Here is a 20,163-nt window from a genome sequence, read left to right as displayed (position 1 = left end):
GTTACAGACTCGGCCAAGGCCTCAAGCCGAATAGCAAGACAGCGCGGCATGCGACCGCGCTGTCCGATCCGATCGATTGGTTGTATTCAGCCGCCGATGATGATCTCGGTGGCGCGGACCAGCGGAATCGCGATCGGCGTCAACCGCTCGGCAATGAAGAACTTCAGCTCGTTCTTCGACAATGAGTCGGGCTCGACCAGGACGTAATGCTCGGCGCCGGAGCGCTTGATCACCTGGCGACCATAGGTGCGCAGCAGCTGGTCGTTGAAGCGGCAGCCGATGAACAGGAAGCTGCGGTCGGTGCGCCGGTCCTTGACCGTGTCGGGTATCGGCGTCTGGATGTCGATGTCGGTCAAGACCTCGACATAGTCGGCATCGGTGATCAGGAAGTTCTTGGCCGGCGTGATCCCGCCATGCGGCTTGTAGAGCAGCGTGGTCCAGCTTGCAGCCTTCTCGCGATCGCTCTCGGCGCCCGCGGCGTCATAGAAGCGATACCAGCGGTCCTCGCCGATGCCGGCACGGGTGATGCCCTGCACCTCGCCCCAGTCAGTACGTCCAGCCAGCGCCGTCCGCATGGCGCCGTCATACCAGCTGTCGACGATCATCGGCAGCGGCAGCGATGCCAGATGCTGCTGCAGCGGTGTCGGCGCGACCGGCGCGGCAAAGGCTTCAGCCATCAGCGCCGTCACCGTCGAGCGGTGGCGCGTGCTCTCGATGTGCTGGGCTGAAGCCCACGCATTGCCCTTGGCGCGGCGCGGCAGCGCCACCTTGGTGCCGAAGAACGCGGCCAGCGCTTCAGGATTCATCGGCACGTCGGCGCCGGACTGCTCCGACACGGCGGGACCGAGGAACGGGACGACCTTGCCGGCCTTCAGTCCGGCGACAACGTCCTTGAGCAGGGCCTCGGCATCGGCCTGCTTGACGATGTCGATATGAGGAAGCGGCGCGTTCATTACTCGTCCCCTTCGCCACCGCGCTTGCGCGCATTGATCGTGATCGGCAGCCGCGTGTCGGCGGCCATCTGCGGCAAATCCAGCACCCAGCCATTGGCGATGCGGATCCAGCCGCCCCACAAGGACTCGTGCTCGGACTCGACGATGGGCTCCTCGAGGTCCTTTTTGGGGACGTAGATCGACAGGCCCGTTTCCGGCGAGCGGCGGATCATGACTTTCATTGCGTGAGCTCCGTGGATCGAAGGGGGTCCGCCGATTGCGGAGGATGATGCTGCAGCCAGTCCGGCGAGGTCTCGCGCAACCTGGCGACGATATCGGGCAGAACCTGCAGCACGCGCTCGATGTCCTCGGTCGACGTGTCGCGCGACAAGGAAAAGCGGACGGCGCCGCGCAGCAGATCGGCCGGAACGTTCATCGCGCGCAGCACATGCGACGGCTCCATCGAGCCGGACGCGCAGGCGGAGCCGAGCGAAGCCGCGATGCCGGCCTGGTTCAGGCGCATCACGATCGGCTCGCCTTCCAGATGCTGGAAGGCGATGTTGGAGGTGTTCGGCAGGCGATGGTCCGGATCGCCGAGCACGGCGCAATGGCCGACGCTCTGGATGATGTCCTGCTCCAGCCGGTCGCGCAGACTGCGCACCCGGCCCTGCTCATCGGCCAGATGTCGGCCAGCGAGCTCGGCCGCCTTGCCGAGCCCGACGATCGCGGGCACGTTCTCGGTGCCGCCACGTCGCCGGCGCTCCTGCGGGCCGCCGCGCAGAAGCGGCACGAACGGCGTGCCCTTTCTGACATACAGCGCACCGATGCCCTTGGGACCGTGCAGCTTGTGGCCCGACAGCGACAACAGGTCGATATCGGCGCTCTTCAGATCGATCGCGATCTTGCCGACCGCCTGCACGGCGTCGGTGTGGAATAGCGCGCCGGCCTCATGCGCGAGCTTGGCCAGCTCGGAAACCGGAAACAGCGTGCCGGTCTCGTTGTTTGCCCACATCACCGAGGCGATCGCCGTGCGCGGCCCAAGCGCGCGCCGATAAGCCTCCAGATCGAGGCGGCCGGCGGCATCGACGCCGATCAGATGCACCGCGACGCCCCGCTTGTCCCTGAGGTATTCGACGAGCGACAGGATCGCGGGATGCTCCACCGCCGTCGTGACGATCTCGTTCCGGCCCTCCTGCGCGTCGAGCGCCGACAGGATCGCGGCATTGTCGGATTCCGTCCCGCCCGAGGTGAAGACGATCTCGTGGTCGAAAGCGGCGCCGAGCAGCGCCTGCAGGCTCTTGCGCGCCTGCCTCACGGCCCCGGCGACCTCGCTGCCGAACGCATGCGAGGACGACGCATTGCCGAACTGGTCCGTGAAGAACGGCAACATCGCGGCGACGACCTCGGGATCCGCGCGGGTCGTCGCGTTGTTGTCGAGATAGACCGGACGCAAGACCGCTCCTTAATGCCGCGCCTTGGCTGCGCCGGCCACCGGAACGAGGCGAACGAACTCGCCGAGCTTTTCGATCATGCGCGCCTGGATGCCTTCGAGCGTCGCGCTGGCGAGCTTGCAAAAAATGCAGGCGCCGGCGAGCTTGACCATGATCTTGTTGCCGTCGATCTCGACGAGTTCGCAATCGCCGCCGTCGCGCTTGAGATTCGGACGGACCTCCTCGATCACGGCCCGGATGATCCGCTCGCGCTCGCTCATCTGCGACGGCGCTTCGACGATGCCCTGGGATTCGACCAGCATGGTTTCACTTCTCGCGTTTTGAATGATCGAGCGAAAGATCAGGCGAACGACTTGCCGCAGCCGCAGCTCGACTTGGCATTCGGATTCTCGAAGGTGAAGCCGGACCCCTCCAGCGCGATGACGAAATCGATCGTCGTGCCCTCGAGATATTCGAGGCTCTTGTGATCGACGAGCACGCGCACGCCCTCGCGCTCGATCACGGTGTCCTCCGGCTCGCTGCCGCTGACGAGACCCATGTTGTACTTGAGCCCGGCGCAGCCGCCGGCTTCGACCATGATCCTGAGGCCGTCGACCGGCTTGTCGGAGGTCGTGATCGCGTTGCGAACCGCATTGATGGCGCTGTCGGTCAGGTTGATCATCATCGTCTCGCCCTTTCCCATTCGGCTGTTGCGAATGGGATTGGCAAGTCCCGTGCCATGCAACAATCGCCTGAAAGACCTCATGTTTTCATGCCGTCGCTGTGGCGTTTCCGACGCGTGTCGGGTTTCCGACACGGATGACCGACGCCGGGCCACGGACCAGCCGAAGGAATGTCGCGGCGGAAACCCGACAATGCCCGGAGGTCGCGGGCGAAAGACCAAGTGAATCAAGGCGCAGCACACATCGGCAGACAATTTGCATTCCAGCCCTTTTCGACCGCGCCGTGCGGCGAACGGCTGACCAGGACATGCGAGAGAATTGCTGATGACGACATTGGAGAAGACGGTTGCAATCGAGACCACCGCGCTCGCGCAGCTCGACAAGGAAGGACGGCTGTTGAACGCCGTACTCAAGGCGCCGACCACCAAGCCGGGGCGGTTCGGCTTCCGCGGCGACATCGCGCTGAAATTCCAGACCCAGGTTGCGGACGAGAAGCGCCCGCCGGACTTCTCGATCGAGCAGGTGCTGACGATCGTCAACGACGGCGAGGCGACGATTCCGGTGCTCGTCGGCTACATCCACTCGCTGGCTTATCTGGAGACCGCGGTCGAGGTGCTCAAGGGCCTGCTGACGCCGGACGGCAGCTACTTCATGTTCTGCAACAACATCGATCTGCTGGCGAAGTACCGCATCAAGATGGGCGACGTCACGTTCTATGTGCTGCCCTGCGACGAATCCACCGTCTGGAAGGAGATGATGGATCTCCTCGGAATCGACAAGAACGACATCAAGAAGCTCGATACCGCCGGCAAGCTCGACTACGTGCTCGATGCCGCCAAGAAGTTCAGCGAGAGCTATGAAGTCATCGCCTATGCAGATGCGCTGGCCAGGATGGAGCCGGTGAAGAACCGTAACGAGAACCGGCCGGTCTGACTCTCGTTCCTTCACGCGCAAGCTGAAGTCCCGGCGCTCGCGCCGGGACTTCGTGTGAGAGCTCAGCCTTCTTCACACTGAAGACCCGTCTCTTCAGCCTCCTCGTCATCCTCGACCAGGGTCACGCCGGTCACGCAGATGTCGCCGTCGAGGACACTCAGCGCGACCGGCGTCAGGCTCTCGCCCTTGCACGGGCCGTCGACGCAGAGTCCGGTGCCGATCTCGAACAGCGAGCCGTGCTTGCCGCACAGGATGCGCAGGCCGTTGCCGTCCAGGAACTGGTTGCGTTCCCAGTCGAGATTGACCTTGTCGTGCGGGCACATGTTCAGATAGCCGAACACCTGCTTGCCCCAGCGGATGACGAAGATCGGCCACGGACGATGGCTGCCGTCCTCGGCCACGATCATGAGCTGAAAGCCCATGGCGCGGCGGCTCGGAATGTCGTTGAAGCTGCAGATGGCGTAGGCGACGTCGGTCGTCATGTCAGGCCTCATCGATGTCTGGCGCATGTCCGACATTGCCGCTCTCGGCCCAGCGAGAGCGGCGGTCGGCTCGCTGAAGGACCACGTTGCAAGATTCGCGCAACTCCGCCTGTTCGCCTCGCCTTCTTCGCCGCTGCGGGAGACTGGCACAGAACTTGAAAATTTCTCCTGCAAACGCGGCTTTGTAAGGAGATCGACATGAACGTGGCACTGGAATTCGTCGAGAGCTCGCTCGACGACATCAAGGCGGCGCTGGCTGGCGGCACGCTGACGGTCTACTCAGTGGCACGCCCGATCACTGCAGACAAGGCCGTCGACCGCAGCGGCGTGCTCGCAACCTTCACGTTCGGCTCGCCCGCCTTCGGCCCCGCGGCGGACGGCCTCGAGCAGCCGAACTTCGTTGCGGCATCGGTACCGGCGGCCACCGTCGGCACGCCTGGCTTCGCGCGGGCGCGCAAGGCGGACGGCACCACTGTCGCCGATTTCTCCGCCGGCCCAGGCGAGCGCGAGATCAAGTTCACCGAAATATCATGCTCGCCCGGCGCGCCGGTCACGGTCGCGACCTTCAAGATCATCGCCGAAGGCGGCTGGCCGGAGCGTCCGGAATACTACGACACGCATCCGCGCCCGGGCTATCCGATGCCGAAGACGCTCTGACGCGCCACGTGCAATCATCGGATCGGCATCTCTGTTGGATCAACGACATCGCGAGCGCATCCATGAACACGGACACCTCTGACGCCCTGGTCAGCTCGGAATGGCTGGCACAACATCTGTCTGACCCTGCCATCAAGATCCTCGACTGCACCTGGCACCATCCGAGCACCAACCTGGACGGTCGTACGCAATATCGCGGCCGGCACCTGCCGGGCTCGGTGCATTTCGACATCGACCAGATCGCCGACAAGTCGAGCCCGCTGCCGCACATGCTGCCGTCATCGGAGGATTTTGCCCACAAGGTCGGGCTGCTCGGCATCAGAAATGCCGACCGGGTCATCGTCTATGACCGTCACTATGGCGGCTCGGCCGCGGGCCGTGTGTGGTGGATGTTCCGCGTCTTCGGCCACGACAACGTCGCCCTGCTCGACGGCGGCTTCGGCAAATGGACCAAGGAGAAGAAGCCGGCGGAGATGACGCCTGTGCGCCCCGTGCCGGCGAGCTTCAGCGCGAGCTTCAGGCCGGAGCTTGTGGCAACCTCGGACGCCGTGCAGAGCTTGCTGCACAGTGGCGGCGCGCAGTTGGTCGACGCCCGTGGGCCGGGCAAGTTCGACGGCACCCAGGCGGACGTGTTCACGTTCAAGCGCCAGGGCCACATTCCCGGCGCCGTCAATCTGCCCTGGGCGGATCTGGTCGACCCCGACACCGGCGAACTGCTGGCCTCCGATGCGCTCGGCGCCCGCTTCGCCGCCGCTGGCGTCGATCTGGCGAAGCCGATCGTCACCACCTGCGCCTCGGGCATCACGTCTTGCATGCTGGCGCTGGCGCTCTATCGCCTCGGTGTTCCGAACGCGGCCGTCCACGACGGCGCCTGGGCGGAATGGAGCCAGCTCGACGACACGCCGGCGGCGGCGTGACAAAGCGGACTTGGATGGCGGGAGCACGAGCATGGCAAAGACCCTGGTCAAGACGACGCAGGACGGCCGCAAGGTCGAGGTGATCGGGCTGGCAATCTGCCTCGAAGGCGAGCTCGAGGCGTTCGAGCTGGTCGAGGTGAAGCTGCATCCGAACCGGCGCAAGATCTGGGAGGCCGCGCCCGACGCCACCCACATGGCCGGCCGGATCACGCTGACGAAGGACGAGGCCGCGATCGTCGAGAGCGCGTTTGCCGCCGCCCAGGCCGAGATTCTCGCCAACCCCGCCGCAATCAACGAACGCTTCCGCATCGCCGCGATGTGGAAGGCCAGGGAACAGGGAATCGAGTAGGCGCCACATTCGGAGTGGTGCGCACCTCCCTCCGCCGTCATTCCGGGGCGCGCGCAGTGCGAGCCCTGAATCCATAGCAACGACCGGCTATGAGGCGCGAGATGTCCGTGGCGCCTGTCTGCGAAAACAAGAAACATTCGTGTCTATGGATTCCGGGCTGATCGCTGCGCGATGCCCCGGAATGACGCATGGATGAACTGTGCCGCCATGGATGCGGCAGGAAAGACTCGTAGGGTGGCAAAGCCGTCGGGCGACGCGAAGCGGCGTCCGATGGTGCGCCCACCATTGTCGTTCCGGATGCGCAGATGGACGGCGGGCTCGGCGCGTGAGACCGAATCCCCTATTGAGAGACCGCCCAGGCGCCTTTGCCCACCCTACGGACCAATGCCCGTCATCGCGAGCGCAGCGACGCGATCCAGGGCGGCGCGAGGACTCTGGATTACTTCGTCGCCTGCGGCGGCTCGCAATGACGCTGTGGCGCGCATCCGTTCCTGCTACTGAAAAATCCGGCCACGGTAGTGATAGCCGCCGCCGTCATCGACGTCGAACAGCTCGCCGATGTCCGGATGCTTGACCGGCTCGCCCGAGACGTCGGCGACCAGGTTCTGTTCGGGCACATAAGCGATGTAGCTGCTGTCGCCGCATTCGGCGAGCAGATAGTAGAACGGCTGCTCCCGATCGAGCCGCGTATCCATCGTGATCGCCCGCCAGCCCTCCTCCTCGGAGAACGACAGATCGACGTCGAACACGACACCGCGCAGGTCGTAGACGCGATGCCGGGTCACCTGGCCGATTGTGAACTTTGCTTCCATCCGCAGCATGACGGCACGCTCGACAGTCTCAGGCCGCCGGCGAATGGGTCTGGCAGTTGGTCGGGCAGACCCGGGCGCAGGCGCCGCAGCCGATGCAGGCGCCGGTGTCGTGCATGACCATGATCTTCTTCTCGACCTCGTCATCCTCGTCGTCGTCGAGCTCGACAAACTCGCCCTCGTCGTTGATGCCCTTCAGGGTCATGACCTCGCGGCCGCAGACCTTGTAGCAGCGCCCGCAGCCGATGCACTTGGCCGCATCGATCGCGACTAGGTAGTCCGGCCGCCAGTCGCGGCCGTCACGGGTTGAATTGGACATGGTGACGGGTCCTTGTACAGGCTCACGCGGCCTCGAGCTTCTTCAGCTCGGCCCGCTTCTTCTCCAGCTCGGCGAACGCCTCGTGGGCCTTCTGCGCCGTCGGCAGGATCTGGTCCCAGTTGATGGGCAGCTCCTCCGACAGATCATGCAGGTTCATCTTGGCATCCATAGCGCGCGCCGACAGCTTCTTGATCTCGGCCTTCAGGGTGTCCAGGTCGCTCATCTCTCATCCTCACAGTTCAGTAATTCGCGACATCCTTGAACTTTTCGATCATCTCGACGCCGGCCTTGACGAACTTGTCGCCCTCGTCGGCCAGCTTGCCGAGATTGTCGAAGCCGAAGCGGTGTACGTCGCGCAGCTGCTTGTTGACCACGATCAGCCGGCCGCCGATCAGCACCATGCGGCCGAAGCCCTCGTGACTCATCTTCAGCATCGGCGAGATCATCACGCCGGTGGCCTTCTCGATCGACAGCGCGACCGCGTTGAAGAACAGCTCGAGCCGCCAGATCGTCTCCGGATCGGGATCGCCGATGATCGGCAAAGCGCGCCGCTTCTCCTTGTCCAGGATGTAGGGCTCGAGCAGATCGACATCCTTCTTGCCCTCCCAAGCCCCATGGGTGTCCTGGGCACGCCAGACCTTGATCAGCTCCTTGACAAAGGGCCGCTGCTCGGCGGGGACGGTTTCGACGGCTACCGCGGTATCGGACATGGTGGTTTCCTCATTCCTCGAAATCGAGCGCGCGTTCCTGGCCCTTCGCCAGCGCCTTGCGCAGCCACGGCGGCGGCGTCCCCTTCAGCACGGTCTGCAGCTTGCCCAGGAGATCGGTGATCTCCTCGGGCTGATTGACCTTCATCGGATGGATGTTGTTGGCGACGACGCGCGCTGCGCCGGAGCCTCCGATCGCGGCGACATAGAGGATGGCGCAATCCTTGATCGCCTCGATCTTCGGCGCCAGCTTGTCCTCGTTGCCGTCCTCCTTGAGATCGCCGTCGAACTCGACGCTCTCGACGAAACGGTAGCCCTCGGGATCGAGATCGTAGATCGCGATGTTCTTGGCCCAGCCGAAATGGGCATCGACGCGTTTCAGATCCTGGGTAGCGAATGCGACTTTCATGTCGTCGGTCCTTTCTCCTGAAGCGTCAATGCAGCGGCGCCACGACGGCGGAGTCCAGCGACACCGGCGGCGTATCCTTCCAGGGATCGAGCCAGGTATCGGGCGTCGGCTGATGGTTGTCCTCGCGATCGGCGATGATGAGATTGGCGAGTGCGAAGATCAGATCACGGGTGCCGCGATAGCCGACCGTCAGCAGATGCCCTGCCCCGAGCCGGTCGAACATCGGGAAGCCGATCCGGTAGAACGGGATCTTGAGCCGCGCGGCGGCTTGGCGACCATGCGAATGCGTGAGCATCAAACCGCAGCCGCGTTCCTTTGCCAGGTTTTCCAGATCCTCGAGATCACCGATCAGCACCTCCTCGCACGGCATCCGCTCGAGCACCGGCGACTGCGTGGTGGTGATGGCGACCGCGATCTCGGCCCCCATGTCGTGCAGCATGCTGGCGACGTCGAACAACAGATCCGGCTCGGCGCCGATCGCGAGCTTGCGGCCGCCGATGTGAAAATGCGCATCCAGCATGGCGTCGGCGAGCTGACCGCGCTGACGGCGATATTTCGCCGGAACCGGACGCCCCGAGATCTCGCTCAGGAAGGTCATGAACTCGTCGTTCGGCAGCAGTCCGCAGAGCCGCTCGAACAGCCGGTACGGCACGCCGGTCCTGGCCTGCATCGCCTCCGCCGCGCGCTTCATCTGGGCCCCGATCGCGATCGTCCAGGACGCGCTGCCCATGACCGCGATCTCCTCCAGCCCGATGCCGCCGATCGTCGTCGGCGTGAACTCGTCGGGGATGTGACCGTCGAGCGAGCCGCCGATATCCGGCAGGAACGACGGCTCCAGCCCGAAATCCTCGATGATGGTGCGCAGCTCCTCGATGTCCCCCGGCGTCAGATGACAGCCCGGCAGCACGTTGACCCGCGCTGGATCGCGCCTTGTCGACGTCGGCTTGTCGACGAGCACCTCGACCATCTTGGCGACGGTCTTGTCCCAGCCATCCTGGAACGCGTCCTTGAAATCCGGCGTGGAGACATAGACCAGCGGATAGTTCGCCAGCTCCTGATGCTTCTCGCGGATCAGCCTGATGTAGCCGTCGACGTCGTCGCCCTTGGTCTCCGTGACCCCGGTGGAACAGATGCCGATGATCTCCGGCTTTTGTCGCTTGTGGATGTTGAGGATCGCCTGCTCGACATTCTCGTAGCCGCCGAGCACGGTGGCGACCTCGCTCATCGCGGTCGTCTGCATCGGCACCGCTTCCTTGAAGTGGCGCACGAACAAGGTCAGGCCGAACGAAGTGCAGCCCTGCGAGCCGTGCAACAGCGGCATCGCGCCGCGCAGGCCGAGGAAGGCGAACGAGCCGCCGATCGGCTGGCTCATCTTCAGCGGATTGACCGCGCAGGCCTTCTTTCCGATGATGACCTTGGCCATGAGCGCTCCTACTCCGCCGCCTGCAGCAGCTCGGCCGGCGCCTTCTGCGCCGCCAGGATGTCCTCGACCCGACCGGCACAGGCGCCGCAGCCGCCAGAGGCGTTGGTGTGCGTGCGCACACCGGCGACGTCGGTGAGGCCATGCGCCTTGATCGCATCCTCGATGGTGCCGAGGTCGACCGTCTTGCAGTGGCAGATCTTCTTGGCACGCCGCGCGGCTTCAGCCGCGACTGGATCGGCCGCGAGCGCGGCAGCTTCGGCATTGGCCTGCGCGATCGCCCTGGCCTGCCAATTGTTGCTGGCCGTCTCCCAGGGCGCCCGCTTGCGCAGTTGCCCCCACATCGGGTTGTAGATCGCCTTGTCGATCTCGGCGACCAGCTTCACCATGCCGATATAGCCCATATAGGCGTGCGAGCGCTCCTGGTTGATGTCGAGCCAGGGCATCGCCGCCTTCAGCGCCACGAATTGCGACTTGCCGCCCGACAGCATGATGTCGGCCTTGGCGTCCTTGAGCATCTTGTACATCTCGCGCGGCGCCATATCGTCGATCATGTGCGCGTCCTGGCCCATCAGCTCCTTGATGCGCTCCTTGTCCTCCTTGGTGGACTTCTTCACGGAGGTGCCGACCAGCTCCATGCCGGCCTCCTGCAGCGCCGCCACCACCGACCACGATTTCACGCCGCCGGTGATCAGGAGCACCTTCTTGCCGGTGAGCCGTTGCTTGAACGGCTCGATCGCCGCCCAGGCCTTGGCCTCCTCGCGGGCGATCACCGCCTCGGTGCGGTCCAAGAGATCGGCCGGCGCGCCGCGCTCGACCAGGAGACGCGCGATCTCGCGCAGCGAGTCCGATGAGTCCTGGATGCCGTAGAAAGAGCCCTCGAAGAACGGGATGCCGTAGCGCTCCTCCATCTTGCGGGCGACGTTGATCATCGCCTTGGAGCACACCATCATCGCTGCGCGAGCGCGGTGTGACGAAGCGACGTCCTTGTAGCGGCCGTCGCCGGAGATGCAGGCGGAGATGCGGATGCCGAGCTCGTCGAACAGCGGCTTCACCTGCCAGAGCTCTCCGGAGAGATTGTATTCGCCGATGATGTTGAGGTCGTAGGGGGTGGTCACCTCCGGCTCGACGGTGCCGATGACGTGGTCGAGCAGCGCCTCGCCGGCGAGCTTGTTGCCGAGGTTCTTCGGGCCCACAAAGCCCGGTGCATTGACGGGAATGCACGGCTTGCCGAACTTGGCGGAGGCTGCCTTGCAGACCGCGTTGATGTCGTCGCCGGTCATGGCGGGCACGCAGGTCTGGTAGACGAAGACCGCCGGCGGATCGTACTTCTCGATGATTTCCTTGATCGCCTTGTACAGGCGCTTCTCGCCGCCGAACACGACGTCGGTCTCGTTGATGTCGGTGGTGAAGCCGGTGCGCCAGATCTGCGCGCCCGACGAGGCCGCACCGCGATTGTCCCAGGAATTCCCCTCGCAGGCGATCGGCCCGTGCACGAGATGCGCGACGTCCGTCAGCGGCTGCAGGGCGACCTTGGCGCCGTCGAAGGCGCAACCACCGGCCGCGCCGCCCGGCTGCAGCTGCTTGGTGCAGCCCTTCTTGCGCTCGGCCTCGGACTTGTTGGCGTTCTTGCCGCAACCCGGCTCGTTGAAGACGTTCTGGATCGTGGCAGACAGCGAGCTCATCGGCTTCTCCTGTTGGCGGACCTTCTGCGCGTCTTGGTGAGACGAGGAGGCTCCGGCCTCTGCGGCCGTCCCCATGAGCCTTGTCGTCCAGATCGAAGCGCGGCGGCCCTTGAGGGACCGCCGCGCGCCGTCACTTAGCGGATGATGTCGAAGCTGTAGTCCGACTTGGCCGGCACGTTGGTGTTGCGGTCGATCTCGTCGAAGATCTTGTCGAGGATCGTGACCAGCACGTTCAGGCCGCCCTGATAGCCCCACACCGGATAGCGGTGCTTGTGGTGGCGATCGAAGATCGGGAAGCCGATGCGGATCAGCGGCGTGCCGGTGTCGCGCTCCAGATACTTGCCGTAGGTGTTGCCGATCAGGAAATCGACCGGCTCGGTGAACAGCAGCGAGCGCATGTGCCAGAGATCCTTGCCGGGATACACGTGGCAGTTCTTGCCGAACGGCGAGCTATCGAACACCGCCTGGACCTTCTCGGCCCAGTCTTTGTTGCCGTTGGTGGCGAGCACGTGGGTCGGCTCGGCGCCGAGCTCGAGCAGGAACGCGGCCAAGCCGAGGCATAGGTCCGGATCGCCGTAGATCGCGAACTTCTTGCCGTGGATGTGCGCGCTGGAGTCGGCGATCGCGTCGACCAGGCGCCCACGCTCGAGAGCGAGAGATTCCGGGATCTCCTTGCCGCTGATGCGCGACAGCGCCATCACGAAGGCGTCGGTGCCGGTCACACCGACCGGATGGTTGAAGGAGACGACCTCCTGGCCGTGGTTCTTGATGAACGGCAGGGTCTTCTCGGTGCAGAAGTGCTGCATCGAGATCGTCGCCTTGGCGTGAACGGCGTTGGCCGCGTCCTCCAGGGTCGTGCCGCCGTCGTACATACGGAACTCGCCGTCGGTCGGCGTGTCGAACACGTTCGAATTGTCGCCGAGGATCGTATACTCGATCCCCATCGCCTCGAAGATGTGCTTCACTTCCTTGATGTTGCCAACGGTGTAGCCATCGAAACCGCCGATGAAATTGATCTTCTCGTTGGGAACGCGCTCCAGCTTCGGCGCGGTGCCGGCCTTGCCGTCCCAGAAGTGCTCGAGAATGCCCTTCATCGCGTTGTCGTAGCCGGTGACATGGCTGCCGACAAAGGCAGGCGTATGGGCGAAAGGCACGTCGAATTCGGCCGGAACCGAACCCTTCTCCTTGGAGGTCTTGATGAAGGCGTTGAGATCGTCGCCGATGACTTCCGCCATGCAGGTGGTGGAGACAGCGATCATCGACGGCTTGTACATGTTGTAGGCGTTGGCGAGACCGTCGATCATGTTGTTCAGCCCGCCGAACACAGCCGCGTCCTCGGTCATCGACGACGACACGCAGGAGCTCGGCTCCTTGAAGTGGCGCGACAGATGGCTGCGATAATAGGCCACGCAGCCCTGCGAGCCGTGCACGAACGGCAGCGTCTTTTCGAAGCCGACGGCAACGAACACCGCGCCGAGCGGCTGGCAGGCCTTGGCCGGATTCACGGTCAGCGCCTCACGGGCGAAATTCTTCTCGCGATATTCGGGCGTCTTGGCCCATTCGCGGATGCGCTCGACCTCGGCGGGGTCGCGCGGATTCTCGAACATCTTCTTCTTGTTGGCCAGCATCTGCTGGTATTCGGGACCACGGAAAAGCTCGAAGTGATCGAGCACATGTTCGGCAGACTGCGTCATGGGAAAACCCTCTTTATGTTCCTGTGTCGATCAGGGAGCGCTGGCTCTCCGCCGAAGGAGAGCCAGGCCGTGGGTGGTGGTGGTTACTCGGCCGCCTGGAGCAACGGCTTGGGCGCCTGCTTCCAGGGTGCCTTGGCCATCTTCCAGACCGGCGAGTTGATGGCCATGTCCATGTCGCGGGCGAAGATCGCGAAGCCATCATAGCCATGGTACGGACCCGAGTAGTCCCAGGAGTGCATCTGGCGGAACGGCACGCCCATTTTCTGGAACACGTACTTTTCCTTGATGCCCGAGCCGACCAGGTCCGGCTGGACCTTCTCGACGAACTTCTCGAACTCGTATCCGGTCACGTCGTCGTAGATCAGCGTGCCGTCCTTGACGTAGTGCTGGGCGGTGCGCTGATAGTCGTCGTTGTGGCCGAACTCATAGCCGGTACCGACGACCTCCATGCCGAGGTCCTCGTAGGCGCCGATCACGTGGCGCGGACGCAGGCCGCCGACGAACAGCATCACGGTCTTGCCTTCGAGGCGCGGCCGGTACTTGGCGATGACGGCGTCCATCAGGGGCCGGTACTTGGCGATGACACGCTCGGCACCCTCCTTGATCTTGTCGTCGAAATAGCTCGCGATCTTGCGCAGCGATTCGGCGATCTTGCTCGGTCCGAAGAAGTTGTATTCGCACCACGGAATACCGTACTTCTCTTCCATGTGGCGCGAGATGTAGTTCATCGAGCGGTAGCAGTGCAGCACGTTGAGCTTCGCCTTCGGCGTCGCCTCGAGCTCCGCCAGCGAGCCGTCGCCCGACCACTGGGCGATCACGCGCAGACCCATCTCCTCGAGCAGGATGCGGGACGACCAGGCGTCGCCGCCGATGTTGTAGTCGCCGATGATCGCGACATCGTAAGCCGACGGCTCGAAGCGCGGCGCGGCATCGGCCGGGAGCTTGTCGAACACCCAGTCCCGGATGGCGTCGTTGGCGATATGGTGACCCAGGGACTGAGACACACCGCGGAAGCCTTCGCAGCGCACGGGGACGATGGTCTTGCCGTCATACTCTTTCGACTTGACCTTGGAGACCGCCTCGATGTCGTCGCCGATCAGGCCGATCGGGCATTCCGACTGCACGGTGATGCCGTTGTTCAGCGGGAACAGCTCCTGGATCTCGTCCATGATCTTGGCGAGCTTCTTGTCGCCGCCGAAGACGATGTCCTTCTCCTGGAAGTCGGAGGTGAACTGCATCGTCACGAAGGTGTCGATGCCGGTCGTGCCGATGTAGTAGTTGCGGCGCGCCGCCCAGGAGTACTGGCCGCAGCCGACCGGACCGTGGCTGATGTGGATCATGTCCTTGATAGGTCCCCACACCACGCCCTTCGAGCCGGCGTAGGCGCAACCGCGGATGGTCATGACGCCGGGGATCGACTTGATGTTCGACTTGACGCCGCAATCCGACTTGCCGTTCTCATGCACGTTGAGATGCTTGGCACGGCGCTTGGCGGTCTTTTCCGGATAAACCTTCAGGACCTCGGCGATCAGTTCCTTGTTGCGCGCCTTGATCTCGGCAACGCTTTGTTTCTCGATGACGCTCATCTGGCTTTCCTCGATGATCGGTTGCGGAGGTGCTCCGGCCCTTGGAGACGAAGGGCCGGAGCACCGGTGGCGGTTACGCCGTTGCGGCGAGCTCGGCGGCGGACTTGCCGATCTGGCTCTCGTCCACGGCCTTCATGATGCCGTGCTCCATCAGCATGTCCTCGAGCTCGTCCATCGTGATCGGCGTCGGGATGATGCCCTTGCCGCCGTTGTTGTGGATCTTCTGAGCCAGCGAGCGGTAGTGGCCGGCCTGGACCGAGTCCGGCGCGTATTCCAGCACGGTCATGCGGCGCAGCTCGGCGTGCTGCACGATGTTGTCGCGCGGCACGAAGTAGATCAGCTGCGTGCCGAGCTTCTTGGCGAGTGCTTCCGCCAGCTCCAGCTCCTTGTCGGTCTGGCGCTCGTTGCAGACCAGGCCGCCCAGGCGCACGCCGCCGGAATTCGCGTATTTCAGAATGCCCTTCGAGATGTTGTTGGCGGCATACATCGCCATCATCTCGCCGGACATCACGATGTAGATCTCCTGCGCCTTGTTCTCGCGGATCGGCATCGCGAAGCCGCCGCAGACCACGTCGCCGAGCACGTCGTAGGACACGTAGTCGATGTCCTCATAGGCGCCGTTCTCCTCCAGGAAGTTGATCGAGGTGATGACGCCGCGGCCGGCGCAGCCGACGCCCGGTTCCGGACCGCCGGACTCGACGCAGCGGATGTCGCGATAGCCGACCTTCATGACCTCCTCGATCTCGAGGTCCTCGACGCTGCCGGCGGCGGCGGCCAGGCTGAGAATGGTGTCCTGCGCCTTGGCGTGCAGGATCAGGCGGGTCGAATCCGCCTTGGGATCGCAGCCGACGATCAGGATCCGATGACCCATCTCGGCGAGCGCCGCGAGCGTGTTCTGCGACGTCGTCGATTTGCCGATGCCGCCTTTGCCGTAGAATGCGATTTGTCGAAGTGATGACATTCTGCTCTCCATCAACCGATTGCCAATGTCCCGCATGCGCCTTGCATGACGAGACCGCGTCCTCTCTCCAGAACCGGCAGACGGGTTATTGGGAAGGAGAGCATCGCTCGTCCGAAGCGTCGGCGTGCACTCAGCCCTCAACCTTTGCCTGAGCCCAGTTTTGCAACTGATGTGCCAGAGCTTTGGAATCGTTAAAAAGGCCATGTTTTGAAAGAGATGCGGCCAAGCTCGGCGCTAGGATGTACTTGTTGCAAATCCGACATCGGGGGTTTTCACCCGACGCTCCCGCGCCGTGCTGTCCGAAACGACACATGCCGCCGCGGCTCCGAGCGACGCTTCCGTAGAGAACACCGCGGAACGCTCGCCGAGGCCGGCCTGGAGCGGCGGTACGGAGTTTGCTTGATGTAGATCAAACCCGCTTTCGAACGGGCCAGCAGGAGTACTTTTGATGGCGAGCAAGGCGCGCGTCTTTGTCATTGAAGCCGATCAGGTGATCCGCTCGGCGCTCGGCTACATTCTCAGCGAGCGTCACGAGACCTTCACCTTCGCGGAGACCGCGGATGCACTGAGCAAGGCCGTGCGGGCCACACCCGATGCCGTCCTGGTCGGGAGCAGCATCCTGGAGGACGACGGCGCCGAGACCGTCGGCATGCTTGCCCGGAAGATGCATCAGGCTGGCATCATCGTGGTCGCGGGATCGACCCGATCGCCGCTCGCGCTGGCCGGCCTGCAGCAGGGCGCGGAAGCCGTCATCGCCAAGCCGATCACCTTCGACGGCGTCACGCACGCGGTCGATTCCGTGCTGGCACGGCGCGGGAGCGAACCGGGCCCGACGGCATCGCCGGCCCGCATATCCACGGAGATCAGCCGGTGACACGGAGAGCCTGATGTTGAAGATGACCCAGACCACGGCGCCGGGGGCGCCGGACATCGAGGACATCGTCGAGAATTTCGCGCTGCTCGACGACTGGGACGACCGCTACCGCTATGTGATCGAGCTCGGCCGCGGCCTCCCGCCGCTGCCCGACGCCGACCGCAATGATGGCAACAAGGTGCAGGGCTGCACCAGCCAGGTCTGGCTCGCCACCACCGTGCGGCACGACGCCGCAGCACCGGCGCTCCACTTCATCGGCGACAGCGACGCCCACATCGTTCGCGGCCTGGTCGCGATCCTCCTGGCCATGGTGTCGGGCCGCACGGCAAGCGAGATCCTGGCCGCCGATCCGATCGCCCTGTTCGAGAAGCTCGGCCTGCGCGAGCATTTGACCCCGCAGCGCTCCAACGGTTTCCGCTCGATGGTGGCCCGCATCAAGGCGGATGCCCAGGCGGCGCTGGCGGCGGCGGCGTAGGTTTGATTGGCTTATTTTCTGGCTTGATTGATCCGTCTTGTGGCGGCGATCTCGGTGCACCCTCTCCCCTTGTGGGAGAGGTGGCGGCCGAAGGTCGCCGGGTGAGGGGTTGTCTCGGCATATTCAGACGGTCGTGGCTCGCGGAGACAACCCCTCACCCGAGTTTGCCTGGGACTCACAGCGGTGCTGCCCTCTCCCACAAGGGGAGAGGGCGCATCAATCGGCACCGTCTCTTTGCGATCATCAAGCGTAGGGCAAGTCGTCTCTACGCGAAAAACTCCTGCGCCTTCCTCAGCGCGCGCACGAGGACATCGACCTCTTCCCGCGTGTTGTACATCGCGAACGAGGCACGGCAGGTCGCCGTCACGCCGAAGCGTTCCAGCAGCGGCATGGCGCAATGGGTGCCGGCGCGGACCGCGACGCCGGAGCGGTCGATGACGGTGGCGAAGTCGTGGGCGTGGGCGCCCTGCATCTCGAACGAGACGATCGCGCCCTTGTCGGCGGCATTGCCGATGATGCGCAGCGAGTTGATCTCGCGCAGCTGCTCGGTGGCATAGGCGACGAGATCATGCTCGTGCGCCGCGATGCGCTGCTTGCCGATCGAGGCGACGTAATCGATCGCCGCGCCGAGCCCAGCCGCTTCAACGATCGGCGGCGTGCCGGCCTCGAAGCGATGCGGCGGGTCGCCATAGGTGACAAAGTCCCGCGAGACCTCGCGGATCATCTCGCCGCCGCCGTTGAACGGCGGCATCGCGGCCAGGAGCTCGCGCTTGCCGTAGAGCGCGCCAATGCCGGTCGGACCATAGATCTTGTGCCCGGTGACGCAGTAGAAGTCGGCGTCGAGATCGCGGACGTCGACCTCCATGTGCACGGCGGCCTGCGAGCCGTCGACCAGCACGGGAATGCCGCGGGCGTGCGCGATGCGGATGACCTCCTTGACCGGAACGACGGTGCCGAGCACGTTCGACATCTGTGTCATCGCCACCATCTTGGTGCGTGGCGTCAGAAGCTTCTCGAACTCGTCAAGCAGGAAGTTGCCATCGTCATCGACCGGAGCCCATTTGATGACAGCACCCTGGCGCTCCCTGAGGAAATGCCAGGGGATGATATTGGCGTGGTGCTCCATGATCGAGAGCACGATCTCGTCGCCCGGCCCGATGCGCTCGCGCCCGAAGGTCTGCGCCACCAGGTTCACCGCCTCGGTGGCGCCGCGGGTGAAGATGATCTGCTCCGGGCTCTCAGCATTGAGGAACGCCGCGACCTTGGCACGGGCGCCCTCATAGGCCTCGGTGGCGGCGTTGGCGAGATGATGCAGGCCGCGATGCACGTTGGCATATTCGGACGTATAGACCTGGTTCATCCGGTCGAGCACCGCCTGCGGCTTCTGCGCCGAGGCGGCGTTGTCGAGATAGACCAGCGGCTTGCCGTGCACCTGCATGCCGAGGATGGGAAAATCCGCCCGGATGCGGCCGACGTCGTAGCCGCTTCCCTGCACCGCTGCATGCATCATCTACTCCCGTCGTCCGAGCCAGCCCAGCATCGCCTCGGTCAGCGCCGCCCGCACGCTCTCATTGGCCGCGCCTTCGATGATCTCGCCGATGAAGGCCTGGATCAGCAGCGCCTTGGCCTCCTTGGGCGGAATGCCGCGCGCCATCAAGTAGAACAACAGCTCATCGTCGATGGCGCCGGTGGTCGTGCCGTGACCACACTGCACGTCGTCGGCGAAGATCTCGAGCTCCGGCTTGCTGTCGGCCTCGGCCTCGTCGGACAACAGCAGCGCCCGCGACATCATCTTGGCGTCGGTCTTCTGCGCGCCGGGGCTGACGGTGATCTTGCCCTGGAACACCGCGCGCGCGGTATCGCCGACGACGGCCTTGAAGGTCTCGCGGCTCTGGCCGTTCTCGGCGGCGTGCTCAATAGCGAGCGTGGCATCGGCATGCTGCGTGCCCGACAGCAGCGCGCCGCCGCGGATATCGGCGACGGTGCCCTCACCCGCAAGGCGGACGAACAGCTGATTGCGCACCAGGCCGCCGCCGGCAACGAAGCCGAGCTGGTTGAAGGTCGCGCGCGCGCCGATATTGGCGAGCAGCGAGCCGATATGCAGCGCGCTGTTGCCCTCGCTGACGACCTTGACGTGATCGATCCGCGCCTCGTCGCCGACGACGAGTTGCATTGCGGCGTTCACCTGATACTCGCTGCCGTCGGGTCCCTGATGCGTCTCGACTATGGTGGCGCTGGCGCCGGCACCGATATTGACCAGCGACCGCGTGAACATCGAGGTCGCGACCCAGTTGGTCGTGACGAAGGCGACATGGATCGGCCGGCTCAGCACGGTGCCCGGTGCGACCAGGATCACGACCCCATTGGCGGCCAGCGCGGTGTTGAGCGCCAGCGCCGGATCGTCGTCCGGCACCATCGGGCCGAGACGCTGCGACAGCAGCGGCTTGTCGGCGGCGAGCGCGTCGGCCATCGGCTGGATGGTGAGGCCAGTCTCGAGATCGGCGAGGTCCGACAGCTCGGGCACGAAGGCGCCGTCGACGACCATCAGCTTGCGAAAGCCGGCGCCGGCGAACAAGTCGCGCGCCTCGCGCGCCTTGGCCTTCGCAGCATCGTCCGGAAGCGAAGCGAGACGCTTCGCCTCCTTCATCTGCGTGCGAAGATCGGTGTAGCGCCAGGCTTCGACGCGCCGATGCGGCAGGCCGACCGCGTTGAAGCGGTCGAATGCGGCGGCGCGCACCGCCGTGATCTCCTCGCCACCCGGCAGATAGCGGCGGGCGCCCTGATACAGATCGGCCAGTCCGAGCTCGGCCTTGGTCTTGCGGATCGCGACGCCCATGCTCG

24 protein-coding genes are annotated in these 20,163 nt (G+C 64.6%); 6 read left to right on the top strand and 18 right to left on the bottom strand.

Translation table 11 applies throughout. The features are described 5' to 3' along the window. Nucleotides 1–86 precede the first annotated feature (86 nt). Genes ACQR10_RS08155 through ACQR10_RS08135 form a run of 5 tightly spaced genes read right to left on the bottom strand, consistent with a single transcriptional unit; the run spans nucleotide 87 to nucleotide 3,044 of the window. Complete coding sequence (locus ACQR10_RS08155; RefSeq protein WP_315803684.1) at nucleotides 87–953, bottom strand: SIR2 family NAD-dependent protein deacylase; 867 nt, start codon at nucleotides 951–953, stop codon at nucleotides 87–89. After that, on the bottom strand, nucleotides 953–1,174 hold the full coding sequence (gene nifT / locus ACQR10_RS08150; RefSeq protein ID WP_316218892.1) for a putative nitrogen fixation protein NifT: 222 nt from the start codon (nucleotides 1,172–1,174) through the stop codon (nucleotides 953–955). The genes ACQR10_RS08155 and nifT overlap by 1 nt, the downstream gene beginning before the upstream one ends. Then, a complete protein-coding gene (gene nifS / locus ACQR10_RS08145) occupies nucleotides 1,171–2,385 on the bottom strand; it encodes a cysteine desulfurase NifS (RefSeq protein WP_316218893.1) in 1,215 nt (404 codons plus the stop codon). The genes nifT and nifS overlap by 4 nt, the downstream gene beginning before the upstream one ends. 9 nt (nucleotides 2,386–2,394) lie before the next feature. Beyond that, nucleotides 2,395–2,685, bottom strand: coding sequence for a NifU family protein (locus ACQR10_RS08140; protein WP_315713137.1), 291 nt, complete (start codon nucleotides 2,683–2,685; stop codon nucleotides 2,395–2,397). A gap of 38 nt (nucleotides 2,686–2,723) precedes the next feature. Continuing rightward, on the bottom strand, nucleotides 2,724–3,044 hold the full coding sequence (locus tag ACQR10_RS08135) for a HesB/IscA family protein (RefSeq protein WP_257170758.1): 321 nt from the start codon (nucleotides 3,042–3,044) through the stop codon (nucleotides 2,724–2,726). A 325-nt stretch (nucleotides 3,045–3,369) separates the two neighbouring features. Here ACQR10_RS08135 and ACQR10_RS08130 point away from each other — a divergent pair, with 325 nt between their 5' ends. Beyond that, nucleotides 3,370–3,978 (top strand): hypothetical protein, encoded by a 609-nt coding sequence (locus ACQR10_RS08130; protein ID WP_316218894.1) that lies wholly within the window; start codon nucleotides 3,370–3,372, stop codon nucleotides 3,976–3,978. A gap of 62 nt (nucleotides 3,979–4,040) precedes the next feature. Here ACQR10_RS08130 and ACQR10_RS08125 read toward each other — a convergent pair whose 3' ends face one another. Then, nucleotides 4,041–4,460, bottom strand: a complete 420-nt coding sequence (locus ACQR10_RS08125) for a Rieske (2Fe-2S) protein (protein WP_315803687.1) — start codon at nucleotides 4,458–4,460, stop codon at nucleotides 4,041–4,043. 198 nt (nucleotides 4,461–4,658) lie between these two features. Between ACQR10_RS08125 and ACQR10_RS08120 the strand changes: the two genes are divergently transcribed. The 3 genes from ACQR10_RS08120 to ACQR10_RS08110 all read left to right on the top strand — a co-directional run bounded on the left by ACQR10_RS08120 (nucleotide 4,659) and on the right by ACQR10_RS08110 (nucleotide 6,383). Continuing rightward, a complete protein-coding gene (locus ACQR10_RS08120) occupies nucleotides 4,659–5,117 on the top strand; it encodes a hypothetical protein (RefSeq protein WP_315803688.1) in 459 nt (152 codons plus the stop codon). 62 nt (nucleotides 5,118–5,179) lie between these two features. Beyond that, complete coding sequence (locus tag ACQR10_RS08115) at nucleotides 5,180–6,034, top strand: sulfurtransferase (protein WP_316218896.1); 855 nt, start codon at nucleotides 5,180–5,182, stop codon at nucleotides 6,032–6,034. A 31-nt stretch (nucleotides 6,035–6,065) separates the two neighbouring features. Further along, nucleotides 6,066–6,383 (top strand): hypothetical protein, encoded by a 318-nt coding sequence (locus ACQR10_RS08110; RefSeq protein ID WP_315713146.1) that lies wholly within the window; start codon nucleotides 6,066–6,068, stop codon nucleotides 6,381–6,383. Nucleotides 6,384–6,877: 494 nt separating this feature from the next. Here the strand turns inward: ACQR10_RS08110 and hspQ are convergent, their stop codons facing one another. From hspQ to nifH, 10 genes are all read right to left on the bottom strand, one after another. Beyond that, a complete protein-coding gene (gene hspQ, locus ACQR10_RS08105) occupies nucleotides 6,878–7,204 on the bottom strand; it encodes a heat shock protein HspQ (RefSeq protein ID WP_315803690.1) in 327 nt (108 codons plus the stop codon). Nucleotides 7,205–7,223: 19 nt separating this feature from the next. After that, a complete protein-coding gene (fdxB, locus tag ACQR10_RS08100) occupies nucleotides 7,224–7,511 on the bottom strand; it encodes a ferredoxin III, nif-specific (RefSeq protein WP_008960273.1) in 288 nt (95 codons plus the stop codon). 22 nt (nucleotides 7,512–7,533) lie between these two features. After that, complete coding sequence (locus tag ACQR10_RS08095) at nucleotides 7,534–7,734, bottom strand: CCE_0567 family metalloprotein (RefSeq protein WP_006609662.1); 201 nt, start codon at nucleotides 7,732–7,734, stop codon at nucleotides 7,534–7,536. Between the two features lie 16 nt (nucleotides 7,735–7,750). Continuing rightward, a complete protein-coding gene (locus ACQR10_RS08090) occupies nucleotides 7,751–8,221 on the bottom strand; it encodes a NifX-associated nitrogen fixation protein (protein ID WP_316179939.1) in 471 nt (156 codons plus the stop codon). Between the two features lie 10 nt (nucleotides 8,222–8,231). Further along, nucleotides 8,232–8,627 carry a nitrogen fixation protein NifX gene (gene nifX / locus ACQR10_RS08085; RefSeq protein WP_315803692.1) on the bottom strand — a complete coding sequence of 132 codons (396 nt, stop codon included), beginning with the start codon at nucleotides 8,625–8,627 and terminating at the stop codon, nucleotides 8,232–8,234. A 25-nt stretch (nucleotides 8,628–8,652) separates the two neighbouring features. Next, nucleotides 8,653–10,050 (bottom strand): nitrogenase iron-molybdenum cofactor biosynthesis protein NifN, encoded by a 1,398-nt coding sequence (gene nifN, locus ACQR10_RS08080; protein ID WP_316218897.1) that lies wholly within the window; start codon nucleotides 10,048–10,050, stop codon nucleotides 8,653–8,655. Between the two features lie 8 nt (nucleotides 10,051–10,058). Then, nucleotides 10,059–11,732, bottom strand: a complete 1,674-nt coding sequence (gene nifE, locus ACQR10_RS08075) for a nitrogenase iron-molybdenum cofactor biosynthesis protein NifE (protein ID WP_316218898.1) — start codon at nucleotides 11,730–11,732, stop codon at nucleotides 10,059–10,061. Nucleotides 11,733–11,866: 134 nt separating this feature from the next. Further along, a complete protein-coding gene (gene nifK, locus ACQR10_RS08070) occupies nucleotides 11,867–13,426 on the bottom strand; it encodes a nitrogenase molybdenum-iron protein subunit beta (protein WP_316179933.1) in 1,560 nt (519 codons plus the stop codon). 83 nt (nucleotides 13,427–13,509) lie between these two features. After that, nucleotides 13,510–15,012, bottom strand: a complete 1,503-nt coding sequence (gene nifD, locus ACQR10_RS08065; protein WP_316218899.1) for a nitrogenase molybdenum-iron protein alpha chain — start codon at nucleotides 15,010–15,012, stop codon at nucleotides 13,510–13,512. A gap of 73 nt (nucleotides 15,013–15,085) precedes the next feature. Further along, complete coding sequence (gene nifH / locus ACQR10_RS08060; protein WP_315803697.1) at nucleotides 15,086–15,973, bottom strand: nitrogenase iron protein; 888 nt, start codon at nucleotides 15,971–15,973, stop codon at nucleotides 15,086–15,088. A 448-nt stretch (nucleotides 15,974–16,421) separates the two neighbouring features. On the opposite strand from nifH, the gene ACQR10_RS08055 reads away from it, so the two are divergent. Together ACQR10_RS08055 and ACQR10_RS08050 are read left to right on the top strand one after the other, a co-directional pair. Further along, nucleotides 16,422–16,847 carry a response regulator gene (locus ACQR10_RS08055; protein ID WP_316179931.1) on the top strand — a complete coding sequence of 142 codons (426 nt, stop codon included), beginning with the start codon at nucleotides 16,422–16,424 and terminating at the stop codon, nucleotides 16,845–16,847. Nucleotides 16,848–16,860: 13 nt separating this feature from the next. Beyond that, complete coding sequence (locus ACQR10_RS08050; RefSeq protein ID WP_316216997.1) at nucleotides 16,861–17,322, top strand: SufE family protein; 462 nt, start codon at nucleotides 16,861–16,863, stop codon at nucleotides 17,320–17,322. Nucleotides 17,323–17,587: 265 nt separating this feature from the next. Here ACQR10_RS08050 and ACQR10_RS08045 read toward each other — a convergent pair whose 3' ends face one another. Together ACQR10_RS08045 and sufD are read right to left on the bottom strand one after the other, a co-directional pair. Then, a complete protein-coding gene (locus tag ACQR10_RS08045; RefSeq protein ID WP_316179927.1) occupies nucleotides 17,588–18,829 on the bottom strand; it encodes a cysteine desulfurase in 1,242 nt (413 codons plus the stop codon). Nucleotides 18,830–18,832: 3 nt separating this feature from the next. Further along, nucleotides 18,833–20,158 carry a Fe-S cluster assembly protein SufD gene (sufD, locus tag ACQR10_RS08040; RefSeq protein WP_316216998.1) on the bottom strand — a complete coding sequence of 442 codons (1,326 nt, stop codon included), beginning with the start codon at nucleotides 20,156–20,158 and terminating at the stop codon, nucleotides 18,833–18,835. Nucleotides 20,159–20,163: the final 5 nt, after the last annotated feature.

Origin of the sequence: Bradyrhizobium sp. HKCCYLRH2060, from assembly GCF_051168135.1 — a bacterium.
GTDB lineage: Bacteria > Pseudomonadota > Alphaproteobacteria > Rhizobiales > Xanthobacteraceae > Bradyrhizobium.
The sequence above is the reverse complement of the archived record's forward strand: the minus strand, read 5'-3'. Positions and strand labels throughout refer to the sequence as shown.